The following is a 15744-nucleotide window of genomic DNA, read 5'->3' on the forward strand; positions in this document are numbered from 1 at the left end:
GTCTCTGACTGGACGATCCAGCCAGGCTTTTTCCCTCAACTAGACAATGGAGCCGGCATCTTTCCAGCAACTGGGTTTCAGTGCCGGGTTTCAGCCGATCGGGTTTAAGCCGATCGGGTTTAAGCCGATCCTTTGTCCCTATCGACGTCCCGCCTAAGCGTTATTACCCGCCCGTGCAATGGTCAAAATGAGGGAAAGCCTGAAATTCTACCACGGATGCTCAAAAAATGGGCAGCCGTGGCCGAATCCAGGCGAATGGACAGCCGTTTCCGGGGGAACGACTGTCGCATTTTTAAAAGGGACGCAAGCGCGCGCTGCCGGCAACCCTGCCCGCGCGCTCCTGCCCCCCCCGTCCGTGCCGGGCGGCGCGGATCAGGCGCCCAGGTAGGCTTCCAGCACCCGCGGATGGCCGAGCAGGCCGCGGCCGGTGCCCGACAGCGCCATGGCGCCGTTCTCCAGCACGTAGCCGTGCTGGGCGATCTTGAGCGCCTGGCGCACGTTCTGCTCCACCAGGAACAGGGTCAGGCCGTCGGCATTGATCGCCCGCAGCGAGCGGAAGATCTCCTGCACCACGATCGGCGCCAGGCCCATCGACGGCTCGTCCAGCAGCAGCAGGCGCGGCTTGGCCATCAGGGCGCGGCCGATCGCCAGCATCTGCTGTTCGCCGCCGGAGAGGTTGCCGGCGATGCCGGTGATCCGCTCTTTCAGGCGCGGGAACAGGTTGAAGACGTATTCCAGGTCCGAATCGACGTTCTTCAGGCCGCGGCGGTAGGCGCCCAGCTCGAGGTTTTCGAGCACGGTCATGGTGGTGAGGATGGCCCGGCCTTCCGGCACCTGGACGATGCCGCGCGCCACCAGCTGGTGCGGCGCCAGGTTGGTGACGTCCTCGCCTTCGAACAGGATCTTGCCGCGCGCCTTGGGCAGCAGGCCCGACAGCGCCAGCAGCGTGGTCGACTTGCCGGCGCCGTTGGCGCCGACCAGGGCGGTGATTTCCTTGGCTTCCAGGTCCAGGTCGATGCCGCGGACGGCTTCGATGTGGCCGTAGTTGACCTCGAGTCCGCGGACTTCCAGCATTGCGCTCATTGTGCGGCCTCCGCGTTTTCGATGTCGTCGTCGTCCTCGCGGCCCAGGTAGGCCTCGATGACCTGCTCGTTGTTGCGGATCTCTTCAGGCCCGCCGCAAGCGATGATCTTGCCGAAGTTCAGCACCGCGATGCGTTCGCACAGCCCCATCACGAAGCGCATGTCGTGCTCGATCATGAGGATGGTGTAGCCGCGGTCGCGGATCGCCAGGATCTCGCGCATCAACTCGGCGCGTTCGCCGGTGTTCATGCCGGCGACCGGCTCGTCCAGCAGCAGCAGCTTGGGCTCGGTGGCCAGCGCGCGCGCCAGCTCCAGGCGGCGCTGTTCGCCGTACGACAGGTTGTCGGCCAGGTCGTTGGCCTTGTGGTCCAGGCGCATCCACGTCAGCAGCTCGTGGGCGCGCTCGCGGGCGCGCTGCTCGTGCTCGCGGTAGCCCGGCAGGCCCAGCAACAGGCTGGGGAAGCCATAGTTCATGTGGCGGTAGGCGCCCACCACCACGTTCTCCAGCAGCGTCATCTCCTTGAAGAGGCGGATGTTCTGGAAGGTGCGGGCGATGCCCATGCGGGTGATGGCGTGCGGCTTCCTGCGCAGCAGGCTTTCGCCCTGGAAGGCGATGCCGCCGCCGCTGGGCGGCAGCAGGCCGGTGATCAGGTTGAACACCGTGGTCTTGCCGGCGCCGTTGGGGCCGATCAGGCCGAAGATCGCGCCTTCGGGCACCGACAGGCTGACGTCATGCAGCACGTGCAGGCCGCCGAAGCTCTTGGAAACGGAGGTCAGCTCAAGCATGGCGCTTGCCTCCTTGACGCATCCAGCGCTTGAAGCGCGCCGGATCCCAGATGCCTTGCGGCAGGAACAGCACAATCACCACCAGGATCACTCCGTTGATGACCAGGCGGAAATCCGCGAAGCCGCGCAGCATCTCGGGCAGCACGGTGATGATGAAACTGCCCAGCACGGGGCCGGCCAGGCCGCCGATACCGCCCAGGATGGCCATCGTCAGGATTTCAACGCCGCGGTCGAAGCCGTATTCGTTGGGGCCGATGAAGAAGGTCAGGTGCGCGTTGAGGGCGCCAGCCAGGCCGGCGATCATCGCGCCCGCCACGAAGGCCAGCATCTTGTTGGCGCGCACGTCGATGCCCATCAGGCCGGCCGCGGTCTCGTCGCCACGGATGGCCTCGAAGGCCCGTCCGATCTTCGAGGCGCGCACGCGCCACAGCACGAACAGCACGATGACGACCGCCAGGATGACGTGCCACCATTGCGTCAGCTGCGGAATGCCGTTCAGGCCCAGCGCGCCGCCGGTGATCGACTCGGTGTTCAGCACCGTCACCCGCACCACTTCGCCAAAGCCCAGCGTGGCCATGGCGAGGTAGACCCCTGACAGCCGCAAGGTCGGCAACCCGATCAGCGCCGCCACCAGGGCGGGCGCCGCCATGCCGCCGGCCAGCGCGACCGGGAACGAGACGTCGTAGTTCATGGTGAGCAACGCCGCCGCGTAGGCGCCGATGCCCATGAAGGCCGCATTGGCCATGGCCAGCATGCCGCAGGCAAGCGTCAGCCAGATGGAGAGGGCCAGCAGGGCGTTGGTGCCGAGCGTCAGCACCAGGTTGCCATAGATGGCCCAGAAGTTTTCGAATCCGCTCATACTCACGCCTTGCGTTGAACCACTTTGCCGAACAGACCTTGCGGGCGCACCAGCAGGATCAGGAACAGCAGGCCGAATGCCACCGCGTCGCGCATGGTGGAGCCGATATAGGCCACCGACAGCACTTCAGCGAAGCCCAGGAACAGCCCGCCCAGCATGGCGCCGCGAATGTCGCCCATGCCCCCGAGAATGATGACCGCGATGCCCTTGTGCAGCATCGGCTGGCCCATCAGCGGGAACAGCGCATTCGAGTACAGGCCGATCAGCACGCCCGCGACCCCGCCCAGGGCGGCGGCGGCGAACGAGGTGGTGATGAAGAGCTTTTCGACGTTGATGCCCAGCAGCCAGGCGGCCTTGGGCGATTCGGCAATGGCGCGCAGGGCGCGGCCGAACTGCGTGCGACGCATCACGAACATCAGCAGGGCCATCAGCGCGAACGACAGGAAGATGATGCCCAGTTCGATCACGGTCAGGTGCAGGCCGGCGATCTCGATGACTTCCTCGGGCACGGTGCCGTGCGGGAAGCGCAGGTTGCTGGCGCCGAAGATGCCTTGCGCGCCATTGTTCAGGATGATGCCCACGCCGATCGTGGCGATCATGGGGATCAGGTGGGGTGCATTGCGTTTGCGCAGCGGCTTGAGCACCAGGTAGTCGATGATGACCCCGGTGAAGCCGGCAACGAAAAATGCCACCATCAGCGCCGCCCACAGGGGCAGGCCGAAATGCTGCACCACGGAGAGCGCCGCGTAGGCCCCCACCATGAAGACGGCGCCATGCGCGAGGTTGATCACCCCGAGCACGCCGAATACCAGCGTGAAGCCCAGCGCGAACAGTGCGTACACACAGCCCAGCGACAAGGCGTTAACGAATTGTTGTTCCAACATGATGGGACATATTCCAAATCAAAAAAGAGCCCCCACGCTGCGCCCCCTGCGTGGACTTGCCGCTCGCCAGGCTCGGCTTCGGGACTCGGGGCAGGCCTGTGTAAGGCCTTCCACGCCGCGCATTGCGTGGACCTGCCGCCCTGAGAGAGCCGTTCTATTCCTGGGGAGTCCTACGATAAAAAGCGCCTTGCGGACCGCGGCCAGCCGCCGTCCGCAAGGCGCATCCCCCCGCGCGGGGATGCGGACTGCTTACTTCTCGATGACGTACTTGCCGTCCTTGGTCACGCTGACGATCGGCGCCTGGTCGGCGTCGTAGCCGGCGGGCTTGCCGGCGCGGTCGGTGGCCTGGCGGAACTTGAAGGCGCCGGTGGCGCCGGTCCACTGGACGGCGGGCAGCGCGTCACGCAGGGCGGCGCGATCCTTGGCCAGTTCGCCGGAGATCTTGGTGTTCTTCAGGGCCTGGGCGACGATGTACATGGCGTCGTACGACTGCGCGGCGAACTGGTCGGGCGCGCCGTTGAACTTGGCCTTGTAGGCGTCGATGAACTTGACGTTCTCGGGGGCCTTGTTCTCGATCGACCACGGGCTGCCGATCCACAGGTTGTTCGACGCGCCGCCGGGGGCCAGGTCGAAGATCTTGACCGAGTTCATGCCGTTGCCGCCGATGACGGGCACGTTGATGCCCAGTTGGCGGGCCTGCACCATGATCGGGGCGCCTTCGGCCAGCAGCGCCGACAGCACGATGGCGTCGGGGTTGGTGCCCTTGATCTTGGTCAGCTGGGCCTTGAAGTCGACGTCGCCCTTGGCGAACGTTTCGGTCGTGGTGACCGGGATCTTCTGGTCTTCCAGGGCCTTCTTGAAGTTGTCGTAGCCGCTCTTGGTGAAGACGTCGTCGTTGCCGTACAGCACGGCCACGTTCTTCAGGCCGGTCTTGGCCTTGACGGTGGAGATGGTGGCCGGCAGCACGTCGGCTTCGGTGACCGAGTTGCGGAACACGTAGTTGCCGATCGAGGTGATGCCGTCGGCGGTGTTGGAGGTGCCGAAGGCGACCGTCTTGGCGGCCTGGGCGACCGGGTCGGCGGCCTGGGCCGAGTTCGACAGCGTCGGGCCGAAGACCATCAGGACGTTGTCCTTGAAGATCAGCTTCTTGAAGACGTTGATGGCTTCTTCTTTCTTGCCCTGCTCGTCCTCGACCACCAGCACGATCTTGTTGCCATTGATCCCGCCCGCGGCGTTGATCTCGTCGGCCGCCAGCTGGAAACCGTTGCGGATCGACACGCCGTACTGGGCGGCGCCGCCCGACAGGGCCTCGGCCACGCCCAGCTTGATGTCGGCCGCATGGGCGGCCGGGACGATACCGGCGGCGATCAGCGCGGCCAGCAGCTTCTTGGTCTTGGATTGCATGGTTGATACCACCTTAAAGTCTGTCTCGGAATGTTGGTTATCCAGGCCGGGATGTTCCCGCCGGATTGACGTCCAATGGCGCCTGAAGGCGTCACGTTTGCGCGTCAAGACCCGGGATATTACTCCTTTGTATCAGGCCGAAACTCGAATGCCGTTCAACAAAAGGAGCAAAACCGCCCATTTTTTTGTAAAAAACACGGGGTTATCAGCGAAAACCCCACCTCCAACCGAATGCCATTCGGCATCCGGACCTGCCATCAACTGCGCGCCGACAGCGCCACGCCCAGGTACTGGTCGTAGGCGCCGCTGGTCAGGCGGAACCAGGGCATCGCGCTGTCGCGAAAGCCCATGTAGTTGTCGTGGATCGCCTTGAACTTCGGGTCTTTCTCGCTCAAGTCCTTGTAGACCTGCAGGGACGCCTCGAACGCGGCGTCCATGACCGAGCGCGGCAAGGCGCGCACCTGCACGCCGGCCGCGACCAGCTGGGCCAGCGCGGCGGGATTGCGGGCGGCGTAGGCCGCCGTGGTGCGGGTGTGCGCGGCCAGGGCGGCGGCCTCGAGCACGGCCTGGTAGTGCTTGGGCAGCTTGGCCCAGGCCTCTTCATTGATATAGAGCGACAGCTGTTCGCTGGCGGCCCACCAGCTGGGACCGTAGTAGAACCTGGCGGTCTTGTTCAGGCCCAGCTTGCCGTCGTCGTAGGCGCCGGCGCCGGCCACGGCGTCCGGGCCCGTCTTGGCGGCGGCCTCGGCGGGCTTGGTCCCTTCGGCGGGCTTGGCCCCTTCGGCAGGTTTGGCCCCTTCGGCAGGTTTGGCCCCTTCGGCGGGCTTGGCCCCTTCGGCAGGTTTGGCCCCTTCGGCGGGCTTGGCCCCTTCGGCAGGTTTGGCCCCTTCGGCGGGCTTGGCCTCCTCGGCAGGTTTGGCCCCCTCCGCAGGTTTGGCGGCTTCGGCGCCCTTCCCGTCGCCGGCCTGCGCGGCCGCTCCGGCCTGCTGCGGCGCCACGCCCAGCTGCGCCAGCACCTGCGCCGCCAGGCCGTCAACGCGCATCTTCAGGTCTTTCAGGTCGGTGGCGCGCTTGATCTCGCGGTTGGACCACAGGCCCATCTGCGGACCGGTGTTGCCCAGCGGGAAGTTGATGATCTTCTGCGCCTTGAACAGTTCGCGCGTCAGGCGCAGGCCGTCGCCTTCGAGCATCCAGGCATTCATCTGACCCGCGTCGAGCCCGAACGGCACCGCCGAATCGAAGCAGAAGGCGGGGTTTTTGGCGAAGTAGATGCCTGATGAGACGTGGGCGCACTCGACCTTGGCGGCGCCGACCGCGTCCATCAGTTCCGCCGCGGGCGCGATCTCGCCGTCGGCCAGCTGGCGGATGCTGAACTTGCCGCCGGTGGCGTCGGAGACGAATTTGCGGAAGACCTCGCCGGCGCCGAAGCGCAGGTCCAGCGCGGCCGGGAAGCCGGACGCAAGGCGCCAGCTGATCGAGGGGGAATCCTGCGCCAGGGCGGGAGCGCTGATCGCCGCCCCCGTCGCCACGGCGCCCAGGCCGGCCTGCTTCAAGAATGAACGTCGTTGCATCTCTTTGCTCCTCTACAGCGATACCAGTTTGAGCAATACCCGCCGGATATTACACGTTGCAATCGGCCCTGGCGGCTAGAGGAATTCCCGAGCGATAAAGGATTGCAAAGACAGGCGCGGACCGGTTGCCGCGAGATCCGGCGCGAACGCCGTGGCCGCGCCAATGAAAACGCCCGCCGCCGGCACCCGAAGGTGCCGCGCAGGCGGGCGCAGGGGCGAGAAAACGGGACTCAGGTGCCCGCGATCGCCATCTGCTCGATCAGGATCGAGCCGGTGGTCTTGGTGCCGCGCGAGATGGTGTCGGCGCCCACCGCGACGATCTGGCGGAACATGTCCGACAGGTTGCCGGCGATGGTGATCTCCTGCACCGCGTGCTGGATCTGGCCGTTCTCGACCCAGTAGCCGAACGCGCCGCGCGAGTAGTCGCCGGTGACGTAGTTCACGCCCTGGCCGATCAGCTCGGTGACCAGGAAGCCCGTGCCCATCTTCTTGAGCATGGCCTCGAAATCGTCGCCGCGGCGCGTCAGGGTGGAACTGAAGACCAGGTTGTGCGAGCCGCCGGCGTTGCCGGTGGTCTGCATGCCAAGCTTGCGCGCGGTGTAGGAGGACAGGAAATAGCCTTCCAGCACGCCCGCCGACACCACGCTGCGCTTGCGGGTGCGCACGCCTTCGTCATCGAACGGCGAGCTGCCCATGGCGCCGCGGATGTGCGGATCCTCGGTCAGGTTGATGTGGTCGGGGAAGATCGGCTTGCCCAGCGCGTCGAGCAGGAAACTGGCCTTGCGGTACAGCGCGCCGCCGTTGGCCGCCTGCGTCAGGGCGCCGACCAGGCCGAGCGCCAGCGGGGCCTCGAACAGGACCGGGAACTTGCCGGTGCGGATGCGGCGCGCCGACAGGCGCGACAGCGTGCGCTCGGCGGCGTAGCGGCCGACCGCCTCGGGCGTGGCCAGCTTGGCCGGATCGCGCTCGGAGGTGTACCAGTAGTCGCGCTGCATGCCGTTGCCGCGCCCGGCGATGGGCGCCACCGACAGGCTGTGGCGCGAATACGGGTAGCCGCCCAGGAAGCCACGGGTGTTGCCCATGACGAACTGGCCTTCGTAGGTGCCGACCGTGGCGCCATCGGTGTTGGTGATGCGCGCATCGACCTCGCGCGCGGCGCGTTCGGCGCGCAGCGCCAGCTCGGCGGCTTCCTCGGTGGATACCGTCCAGGCGCGATGCAGGTCGAGGTCGGGGAATTCGGTGGCCAGCTGGTCGGCGTCGGGCAGGCCGGCGGCCGGATCGGCGGCGGTGTGGCGGGCGATGTGCCAGGCGGCTTCGACCGTCTGGCGCAGCGCGGCTTCGGAGAAGTCGGAGGTCGAGGCGGAACCGCGGCTCTGGCCGGCGTAGACCGTCAGGTCGAGCGAGCGGTCACGGGTCTGTTCGACGGTCTCGATGTCGTTCTTGCGCACCGATACCGACAGGCCCAGGCTTTCGGAGACTTCGGCCGCGGCGTCCGAGGCGCCGATCTGGCGCGCGTAGGCCAGCGTTTGCTCGACGAGTTCGGAAAAACGCGCGTGATTGGCCGCCAGCGGCAAGGAGGAGGAGGATTTGACCATTGCTGTCCAATTTGCAGAGACGGTTATCATAGCCAAGTCTGTCATTGCGCAGTTTTCCATGAATTCCCATATCGAAGAAGAATCCACCGACGGCTACGACGAGAACGGCTACGATCGTCCCAGCAAGTCCCAGGTCAAGCGCGACATGCACGCGCTGCTGGACCTGGGCAAGCAGCTGATCGAACTGTCCCCCGAACGCCTCAAGCAGTTGCCCCTGGCCGAACGCCTCTACGAGGCGATCCGCGAGGCGCAACGCACCACCAGCCGCGAAGGCCGGCGCCGCCAGACCCACTTCGTGGGCAAGCTGATGCGCGACGCGCCCGCCGACGAGATCCGCGCCCAGCTCGACGTCTGGGAAAACGGTTCGCGCGAGGAAACCGCGGCCATGCACCGCCTGGAAACCCTGCGCGACCGCCTGCTCGACGACGACGAAGCCCTGACCAAGCTGCTGAACGACAATCCGCAGGCGGATGTGCAGCAGCTGCGCGCGGTGATCCGCGCCGCCCGCAAGGAAAAGCTGGCCAACGCCGCGTTGCTGCAGGGCCAGGAACCGCAGAAAAAGCACTACCGCGCGCTGTTCCAGACCCTCAAGACCCTCACCCACTGATCGCGCCCGCCGTCCATGAACGCCCCGACCGACCTGCTCGATTGCATCGAGATCGAAACCGCCCCCAACCCCACGCACGCCGTGATCTGGCTGCACGGCCTGGGCGCCGACGGCAACGACTTCGCGCCCATCGTGCCGGAGCTGGACCTGCCGGCCGGCCTGGGCGTGCGCTTCGTCTTCCCCAATGCCCCGGTGCAGCGCGTCACCATCAACAATGGCATGGCGATGCGCTCCTGGTACGACATCCTGGTGATGGACCTGGTGCGGGTGGAAGACGCCAAGGGCATTCGCGCCTCGGAAGCCGCGATCCACAAGCTGATCGCGCGCGAGAACGCGCGCGGCATCCCGACCTCGAACATCGTGCTGGCGGGCTTCTCGCAAGGCTGCGCCATGACCCTGCACACGGGCCTGCGCCTGCGGGACAAGCTGGCCGGCATGATGGGCCTGTCGGGCTACCTGCCGCTGCTGGCCAGCGCCGAGGCCGAGCGCGCGCCGGCCAACCAGCGCACCCCGATCTTCCTGGCCCACGGCCTGTATGACCCGGTGGTGTCGCTGCCGCGCGCCGAGGCCTCGCGAGCCGAGCTGGAACGCCTGGGCTACGACGTGCGCTGGCACACCTACCCCATGCCGCACTCGGTCTGCGCCGAGGAAGTGGCCGACATCTCGCGCTTTCTGAACCAGGTCCTGGCCTGACGCGGGCGGCGCGCGCCGCCGCCCTCCCCCCGGGCCCGGATTCTCCGGGCCATTCCAACGGGGGACTCCCCTGCTTTGTATACCAAGTGGTATTCCAGCTCCGGATTTTCCGGCGCTGCCTGATGCTCGCCCCTAGAGAAAACGCCAATATCAAAACGCTTGTGGGCCGCGATTGTTGAATATAGTATTCAATCACGCCGTATCGGCCCGGGCGAGAAAGTGTTCGGGCTTCCCTGTTGTTGCAGTCGATCCATCCCATTGGCCGTGTCGCGCCGGGTTTCGGCGAGGCATTCAGACGCAGGAGAAAGTCCCGTGAAGCCCTTGCCATCGCCCCGCCCGGCAGCCGTGGCGCTGCTTGCCGCGTGCGCCGCCGCGCTCGCCCCCTTCGCCAGCCAAGGCGAAGCCCTGAATCCCCCCGTGAAAGTGCGCTACGAAGAGGTGGTCCGCTCCATCCTCTACGTGCCCAAGTATGTCGCCCTGTCGCAGGGCTACTTCAAGGACGCCGGGCTGGACGTGTCCATGAAGACCTCGCAGGGCACCGACAAGGGCATGACCGCCCTGCTGTCCGGCAGCGCCGACATCGTCCTGATCGGGCCCGAGGCCTCGATCTACGTGCAGAACAGCGAATCGCCAGTCAAGCCGAAGATCTTCGCCGGACTGACCGCCACCGACGGCTTCTTCCTGCTGGCGCGCAAGCCGGTCGAGAAGTTCGACTGGAGCATGCTCAAGGGCAAGGAGGTGATCGGCTTCCGGCCCGGGTCGAACCCCATCGTGTTCCTGGAGACCGCGCTGCGCAAGCACGGCCTGGACCCGCAGAAGGACGTCAAGCTGCTCAACAACATCGGCATCCCCGCGCGCGCCGGCGCCTGGATGGCCGGCCAGGGCGAGTACGGCATCTTCCTGGAACCCGAGGCCGGCGAACTGGTGCGCAACGGCAAGGGCTACATCGTGGCCTCGGTCGGCCATGAGGTCGGCCAGGTGGACTACACGGTCTTCACCGCCACCGACAAGTACATCCGCGACAACCCCAAGGTGATCCAGGCCTGGACCAATGTGGTGGCGCGCGCCGAGAAATACGTCAAGGACACGCCGGCGGCCACGCTGGCGCCGCAGATCATGACCTACTTCCCCGGCATGGACGCGGCCGCGGTGACCGACGCCATCGAACGCTACAAGCAGTACCAGATCTGGAAGACCACGCCGCTGGTGACGGCCGAGGCCATGAACCAGCTGCAGGACATGCTGATCGCCAGCGCGGTGATGAAGGACGGCGCCCGCGTCAAATACGAAGACGTGGTGGTGGCCGACTTCGCCAGGAAGGTGCCGTGATGAGCGCCGTCGTCCACAACCTCAAGCCGGACCCGGCCACCTCCAAGATCGAACTGCGCGATGTCTGCCTGAGCTATTTCACGCCGGAGGGCGAGACCGAAGCGCTGTCGCAGGTGTCGTTCGCGCTGGCGCCGGGCGAATTCGTCAGCCTGATCGGCCAGAGCGGCTGTGGCAAGAGCACGCTGCTGTCGCTGATCGCCGGCCTGCACGCGCCGACCTCGGGCACGGTGATGATCGACGGTCAGGCGGTCACCGAACCCAATCCGCGCATCGGCTACATGCTGCAGCAGGACTACCTTTTCGAGTGGCGCACCATTCTCGACAACGTCATGCTGGGCGCCGAGATCCAGGGCCGGCGCGATGCGCGCAGCGAGGCCCGGGCCGTGCACCTGCTGGAAAAGTGCGGGCTGGGCGCGTTCCTGTCGCACACGCCGCGCCAGCTGTCGGGCGGCATGCGCCAGCGCGCGGCGCTGGCGCGCACGCTGGTGACCGAGCCCGACGTGATCCTGCTGGATGAGCCGTTCTCGGCGCTCGATTCGCAGACCCGGCTGGCGATCTCCGACGAGGTCGTCGACATCCTGCGGCGCGAAGGCAAGACGGTGGTGCTGGTGACCCACGATATCGGCGAGGCCATCGCCATGACCGACCGCGTCATCGTGCTGTCGCGCCGGCCCGGCCGGCTCAAGAGCCAATACCGCATCCATTATGGCGACGGCGCGCGGCCGACGCCGTTCCAGGCCCGCTCGCGGCCGGAATTCAATGCCTACTTCAAGCAGCTCTGGGACGAGCTGGACGTCCATGTGGAGGGTTGAGCCGTGAACGCACCGATTGCCAACACCGTGCCGCTGCGCGCCGTGCCCGCGCCCAGCCAGAAGTACCAGGACTACCTGCGGCGCGACCGCGCCCGCCGCCGCAACATCCGCATCGCCCAGGCGCTGCTGCTGGTGGTGTTCCTGTGCGCCTGGGAGATCCTGCCGCGCATGCACATCCTGAACCCGCTGCTGACCAGCTATCCGAGCGCGCTGTGGCCGACCTTCCTGGAGCTGTGGAGCCAGGGCAACCTGGCGCACCACATCCTCACCACGCTGTCGGCCACGCTGGTCGGCTTCACGCTCAGCATGGTGATCGGCATCATCGTCGCCGCTGCGCTGTGGTGGTCGGACTTCCTGTACAAGGTGCTCGATCCGTTCCTGGTGGTGGCCAACGCCATGCCCAAGATCGCCTTCGTGCCGATCTTCTACCTGTGGCTGGGCTCGGACTACGCGGTCTACGGCATGGCCGTGGCGATCGCGGTGTTCGTGACCATCATGGTGGTGTACGCCGGCTTTCGCGCCATCGACCTGAACAAGGTCAAGCTGGCCCGCACCTTCGGCGCCAGCCGCTGGCAGGTGCTGACCAAGGTGGTGCTGCCCGGCAGCGTGCCGACCCTGATCGCCGCGGTGAAGATGAACATCGGCCTGGCGCTGGTGGGCGTCATCGTCGGCGAATTCCAGTCGGCCGACTCGGGCCTGGGCTTTCTCATCATGAACGGCAGCCAGGTCTTCAAGCTGAACATCGTCATGACCGCCATCGCCATGCTGGCGCTGATCTCCAGCGTCATGTACCTGGTGGTGTACCGCATCGAAGCCGCCGTGGCGCGGCGCTACGGATAAGGAACCGCCATGCAGATTCCGCAATGGGTCCAGGACCGCGTCATCGCCCGCCAGGGCTGCCTGCATCCCTACGACAGCCTGCCCGGCGCCCGCACCGCGGTAGTGGTGATCGACATGCAGCAGTACTTCACGCTGCCTGGCTATCAGGGCGAATGCGCCGCGGCGCGCGACATCATCGCGCCGGTCAACCGCCTGTGCGACGCGGTGCGCGCGGCCGGCGGCACGGTGGTCTGGGTGCAGACCGCGTCCGACAACGCCGACGCCTTCTGGTCGCACCACCATGGCGTAATGCTGACGCCGGAGCGCAGCGCGCGGCGCCTGGAAACCCTGCGCCGCGATGCGCCGGGTTTCGCCCTGCATCCGGACCTGCGGCCGGCCGACAGCGACCTGTGCGTGACCAAGCGCTTCTACAGCGCCATGGCCACGGGCTCGTCGGAACTGGAGCCGCTGCTGCGCGGACGCGGCGTGGACACGCTGCTGATCGCCGGCACGGTCACCAACGTCTGCTGCGAATCGACGGCGCGCGACGCGATGATGCGCGACTTCCGCACCATCATGGTGGACGACGCGCTGGCCGCGGTGACGCCCGCCGAGCACGAAAACGCCCTGCATGGCTGGCTGCTTTTCTTCGGCGACGTGCTGTCGGTGGATGAGGTGTCGACGCGGCTGCGGCCGGCGCAGGCCGCGCGCAAGACGGCCTGATTTGGCCTGATATCAGGCGGGAGATGCCGCCGCGGACAGGGCGCGGTCCGCCAGGGATACGGCGCCGGCACCGGCCGGCGCCGGCTCAGTCCAGGTCCAGCCAGACCCGCCGCATGGTCGGGTCCTCCGGATCCGGATCGTTGGTGAACCCCAGGCTGGTCATCAGCGACAGCATCGGCCGGTTGGTCGACAGCACCAGGCCGTCGATGTATTCCAGCCCCTGCTCGCGCGCCGCGTCGATCAGCGCCGTCATCAGCTGGCGGCCCAGGCCGCGCCGCTGCCAATCGTCGCCGATCACCAGCGCGTATTCCGCGCCGCGCCCGTCGGGGTTGCGCAGGTAGTGCGCGAAACCGACCAGCACTTCGTGCGGATGGCCGCGGTTGGCCGGGTTGGGCACCTGGGTGGCGGCCACCAGCGCCAGCTCGCGGTGGTAGTCCACCTGGGTGTAGCGCGACACCATGCGCGGCGTCAGCTCGCGCATCATCGACACGAAGCGCATGTAGCGCGAACGCTCCGACAGGCCGCGGATGAAGTCCTGCAGCGGCTGGCCGTCCTCGGGGCGGATCGGCCGCAGCACCCACGGGATGCCGTCGGCGAAGCGGCGCACCTGCACCAGGCGCGCCGGGTACGGGTGGATCGCCATGTGTGGATAACCGGCGGTCTGCGGCGTCTCGCAGCCCGGCGTCTCGGCCAGCATCATGCGCAGGCCGCCGGCGCGCAGATGGGTTTCGCCGGCATAGAGCGGATCGATGTCGAGCGTCTCGATGTCCGGCAGCTCCGACACCATCTCCGAGACCAGCACCAGCGCCTGCTGCAGCGCCTCGGCGGCCAGGTGACCGACGCGCGGCGCCAGCACCCGGCGCCACAGGCGGCTGCGCTCGATCATCTGGCGCGCCAGGAAGCCGTTGAGGGGCGGCAGGTCGATGCCGCGATCGGATTGCGACAACACCGCGTCCGGGCCGCCGGCGCCGAAGCGGATGACCGGCCCGAACTGCGGATCGCGCCGCACCCGGATCGCCATGGGGCGGGACTCCGGCTCGGCGGCCGCCACGTCCACCGGCATGTCGCGCAGCGGCACGTAGAACAGCGCCAGCAGCGCGCGGATCTCCGCGGTGTTCAGTTCGCGCCGGCAATCGGCCCGCACCCGCGCCAGGATCTCGCGGGCGGCGCCCAGGTCGGGCACGTGGGTGGCCGGCTCGGGCGGCTGGGTCTGCAGCAGCAGTTGCTGGTTGTAGTGGTGCGTGGCCAGCACGCCGAAGGCGTCGGCCGCGGATTCGGGCGTGCGGAACGCCGAGGTGCCGGCATCGTCCAGCATGCGCCGCAACGGCCGCATGCCGGCATCGCCCATGAAGCAGGTGACCACCGGTTTCTTGGCCTTGGGCGCGATCAGCGCCAGCTCGCGCGCCACCGCCGGCATGTCGGCCAGCGCGTCGGGCGCCAGCAGCACCAGCACGCCGTCCACGCCGGTGTCGTCCAGCACCACGTCGAGAATGGCGCGGATGCGTTCCGGCGTCAGCGGCACGTAGGTGATGACCGGATTGGTGCTAGCCGCGTCCGGCTCCAGCATCGCCGCCAGCGCGCGCTGCGTGGCCGGCGCCAGGTCGGCCCGCAGCACCGCGGCGTCCGGGCCGATCAGGTCCATGGCCAGTTGGGGAGGCCCGCTGCCGTTGGAGATCAGCGCCACGCGCCGGCCCTTGGGACGGCGCGTGTAGCCCAGCACCTTGACCGCCGAGAACAGCTGCACGAAGTAGCGCACCCGCACCGCGCCGGCGCGCCGCAGGGCGGCATCGAAGATGGCGTCCGCGCTGTCGGTGTCGGCGCGGCCGGCCTTGAGCACGATGACCGGCTTGACGCTGGCCGCGGCCCGCAGCGTGCTCATGAATTCGCGCGCCGGGCCCACGTCTTCCAGGTACAGCACGATGCTGTCGGTGCGCGGGTCGCTGGCCAGGTAGTCCAGCACCTTGGACAGGCCCACCACCGCCTCGTCGCCCAACGACACGGCGGTGGAAAAGCCGATGTGCACGTCCTCGGCCCAGTCCATGACGGCCGCCATGATGGAGCGCGACTGCGCCAGCAGCGCCACGCGGCCGGCGCGCGCCAGCACCGGGTGCTGGCTCAGGTTCAGGCCGGCATGCGGCCGCTGGGCGCCGAACGAGCGCGGCCCCAGCAGTTCGCAGCGGTTTTCCTCGGCCCAGGCGCGGCACAGCGCCAGCGTGCCGCGCGGATACGGATCGGGCAGCTCGTGCGGCAGCAGGATGACCGCGCGCGGCGCCAGCGGCGCCAGCCGGCGCAGGGTCTCGGGCAGCACGGCGGGCGAGACGCAAACCAGGGCCAGATCGGGCCGCTCGCCGGCGGCCAGGCCCTGGAGCGCGGCCGGCAGGTCGGGCGCGGCGCCGGTTTCGCAGGCTACCACCGTGGTTTTCGCCTTGAGCGCGGGCGACAGGGAGCCCGCCGCCGGCAGCGGCCGATCGGCGACGATCACCAGCGAACCGGGTTCGAACATCGGGGCAAGAGCGTGTCGCAGCATGGCGGGAACAGGCACTAATCTAAAATAGCGTTCATCGTAACAAGACAACCCCC

At 67.5% G+C, this 15744-nt stretch carries 14 protein-coding genes; 6 read left to right on the forward strand and 8 right to left on the reverse strand.

What is annotated here, in order from left to right; genetic code table 11:
- Nucleotides 1-372: 372 nt before the first annotated feature.
- The 7 genes from H0523_RS10435 to pmbA all read right to left on the reverse strand — a co-directional run bounded on the left by H0523_RS10435 (nucleotide 373) and on the right by pmbA (nucleotide 8181).
- Entirely contained in the window at nucleotides 373-1083 is a 711-nt protein-coding gene (locus H0523_RS10435) for an ABC transporter ATP-binding protein (protein WP_006392789.1), read from the reverse strand.
- A complete protein-coding gene (locus H0523_RS10440) occupies nucleotides 1080-1868 on the reverse strand; it encodes an ABC transporter ATP-binding protein (protein ID WP_054432816.1) in 789 nt (262 codons plus the stop codon). Before H0523_RS10440 ends, H0523_RS10435 begins: the two co-directional genes overlap by 4 nt.
- Entirely contained in the window at nucleotides 1861-2727 is an 867-nt protein-coding gene (locus H0523_RS10445) for a branched-chain amino acid ABC transporter permease (RefSeq protein ID WP_006392787.1), read from the reverse strand. The genes H0523_RS10440 and H0523_RS10445 overlap by 8 nt, the downstream gene beginning before the upstream one ends.
- Before the next feature lie 2 nt (nucleotides 2728-2729).
- The gene (locus H0523_RS10450) at nucleotides 2730-3611 is read right to left on the reverse strand and encodes a branched-chain amino acid ABC transporter permease (RefSeq protein ID WP_006388637.1); all 882 of its coding nucleotides are present in this window, start codon (nucleotides 3609-3611) and stop codon (nucleotides 2730-2732) included.
- A 249-nt stretch (nucleotides 3612-3860) separates the two neighbouring features.
- Nucleotides 3861-5015: an ABC transporter substrate-binding protein gene (locus H0523_RS10455; protein ID WP_054432817.1), complete on the reverse strand. Its 1155-nt coding sequence runs from the start codon at nucleotides 5013-5015 to the stop codon at nucleotides 3861-3863.
- A gap of 257 nt (nucleotides 5016-5272) precedes the next feature.
- Nucleotides 5273-6586 carry a TRAP transporter substrate-binding protein gene (locus H0523_RS10460; protein ID WP_180180055.1) on the reverse strand — a complete coding sequence of 438 codons (1314 nt, stop codon included), beginning with the start codon at nucleotides 6584-6586 and terminating at the stop codon, nucleotides 5273-5275.
- A gap of 230 nt (nucleotides 6587-6816) precedes the next feature.
- A complete protein-coding gene (gene pmbA / locus H0523_RS10465) occupies nucleotides 6817-8181 on the reverse strand; it encodes a metalloprotease PmbA (protein ID WP_054432819.1) in 1365 nt (454 codons plus the stop codon).
- A gap of 58 nt (nucleotides 8182-8239) precedes the next feature.
- Between pmbA and yjgA the strand changes: the two genes are divergently transcribed.
- From yjgA to H0523_RS10495, 6 genes are all read left to right on the forward strand, one after another.
- Nucleotides 8240-8788: a ribosome biogenesis factor YjgA gene (gene yjgA, locus H0523_RS10470; protein ID WP_054432820.1), complete on the forward strand. Its 549-nt coding sequence runs from the start codon at nucleotides 8240-8242 to the stop codon at nucleotides 8786-8788.
- 15 nt (nucleotides 8789-8803) lie between these two features.
- On the forward strand, nucleotides 8804-9481 hold the full coding sequence (locus tag H0523_RS10475; RefSeq protein WP_054432821.1) for an alpha/beta hydrolase: 678 nt from the start codon (nucleotides 8804-8806) through the stop codon (nucleotides 9479-9481).
- 312 nt (nucleotides 9482-9793) lie between these two features.
- Entirely contained in the window at nucleotides 9794-10810 is a 1017-nt protein-coding gene (locus H0523_RS10480; RefSeq protein WP_054432822.1) for an ABC transporter substrate-binding protein, read from the forward strand.
- Complete coding sequence (locus tag H0523_RS10485; protein ID WP_054432823.1) at nucleotides 10810-11622, forward strand: ABC transporter ATP-binding protein; 813 nt, start codon at nucleotides 10810-10812, stop codon at nucleotides 11620-11622. The genes H0523_RS10480 and H0523_RS10485 overlap by 1 nt, the downstream gene beginning before the upstream one ends.
- A 3-nt stretch (nucleotides 11623-11625) precedes the next feature.
- Nucleotides 11626-12462: an ABC transporter permease gene (locus H0523_RS10490; protein ID WP_054432824.1), complete on the forward strand. Its 837-nt coding sequence runs from the start codon at nucleotides 11626-11628 to the stop codon at nucleotides 12460-12462.
- 9 nt (nucleotides 12463-12471) lie between these two features.
- Nucleotides 12472-13164 (forward strand): cysteine hydrolase family protein, encoded by a 693-nt coding sequence (locus H0523_RS10495; protein WP_054432825.1) that lies wholly within the window; start codon nucleotides 12472-12474, stop codon nucleotides 13162-13164.
- An 85-nt stretch (nucleotides 13165-13249) separates the two neighbouring features.
- Here the strand turns inward: H0523_RS10495 and H0523_RS10500 are convergent, their stop codons facing one another.
- Nucleotides 13250-15691, reverse strand: a complete 2442-nt coding sequence (locus tag H0523_RS10500) for a bifunctional acetate--CoA ligase family protein/GNAT family N-acetyltransferase (RefSeq protein ID WP_054432826.1) — start codon at nucleotides 15689-15691, stop codon at nucleotides 13250-13252.
- Nucleotides 15692-15744 lie beyond the last annotated feature (53 nt).

Source organism: Achromobacter insuavis (assembly GCF_902859645.1).
Classification (GTDB): Bacteria; Pseudomonadota; Gammaproteobacteria; order Burkholderiales; family Burkholderiaceae_B; genus Achromobacter; species Achromobacter insuavis.

Coding starts and splice junctions, on each gene's coding strand:
- H0523_RS10435 (WP_006392789.1), bottom strand. CDS start 1,083: ATGAGCGCAATGCTGGAAGTCCGCGGACTCGAGGTCAACTACGGCCAC.
- H0523_RS10440 (WP_054432816.1), bottom strand. CDS start 1,868: ATGCTTGAGCTGACCTCCGTTTCCAAGAGCTTCGGCGGCCTGCACGTG.
- H0523_RS10445 (WP_006392787.1), bottom strand. CDS start 2,727: ATGAGCGGATTCGAAAACTTCTGGGCCATCTATGGCAACCTGGTGCTG.
- H0523_RS10450 (WP_006388637.1), bottom strand. CDS start 3,611: ATGTTGGAACAACAATTCGTTAACGCCTTGTCGCTGGGCTGTGTGTAC.
- H0523_RS10455 (WP_054432817.1), bottom strand. CDS start 5,015: ATGCAATCCAAGACCAAGAAGCTGCTGGCCGCGCTGATCGCCGCCGGT.
- H0523_RS10460 (WP_180180055.1), bottom strand. CDS start 6,586: ATGCAACGACGTTCATTCTTGAAGCAGGCCGGCCTGGGCGCCGTGGCG.
- pmbA (WP_054432819.1), bottom strand. CDS start 8,181: ATGGTCAAATCCTCCTCCTCCTTGCCGCTGGCGGCCAATCACGCGCGT.
- yjgA (WP_054432820.1), top strand. CDS start 8,240: ATGAATTCCCATATCGAAGAAGAATCCACCGACGGCTACGACGAGAAC.
- H0523_RS10475 (WP_054432821.1), top strand. CDS start 8,804: ATGAACGCCCCGACCGACCTGCTCGATTGCATCGAGATCGAAACCGCC.
- H0523_RS10485 (WP_054432823.1), top strand. CDS start 10,810: ATGAGCGCCGTCGTCCACAACCTCAAGCCGGACCCGGCCACCTCCAAG.
- H0523_RS10495 (WP_054432825.1), top strand. CDS start 12,472: ATGCAGATTCCGCAATGGGTCCAGGACCGCGTCATCGCCCGCCAGGGC.
- H0523_RS10500 (WP_054432826.1), bottom strand. CDS start 15,691: ATGCTGCGACACGCTCTTGCCCCGATGTTCGAACCCGGTTCGCTGGTG.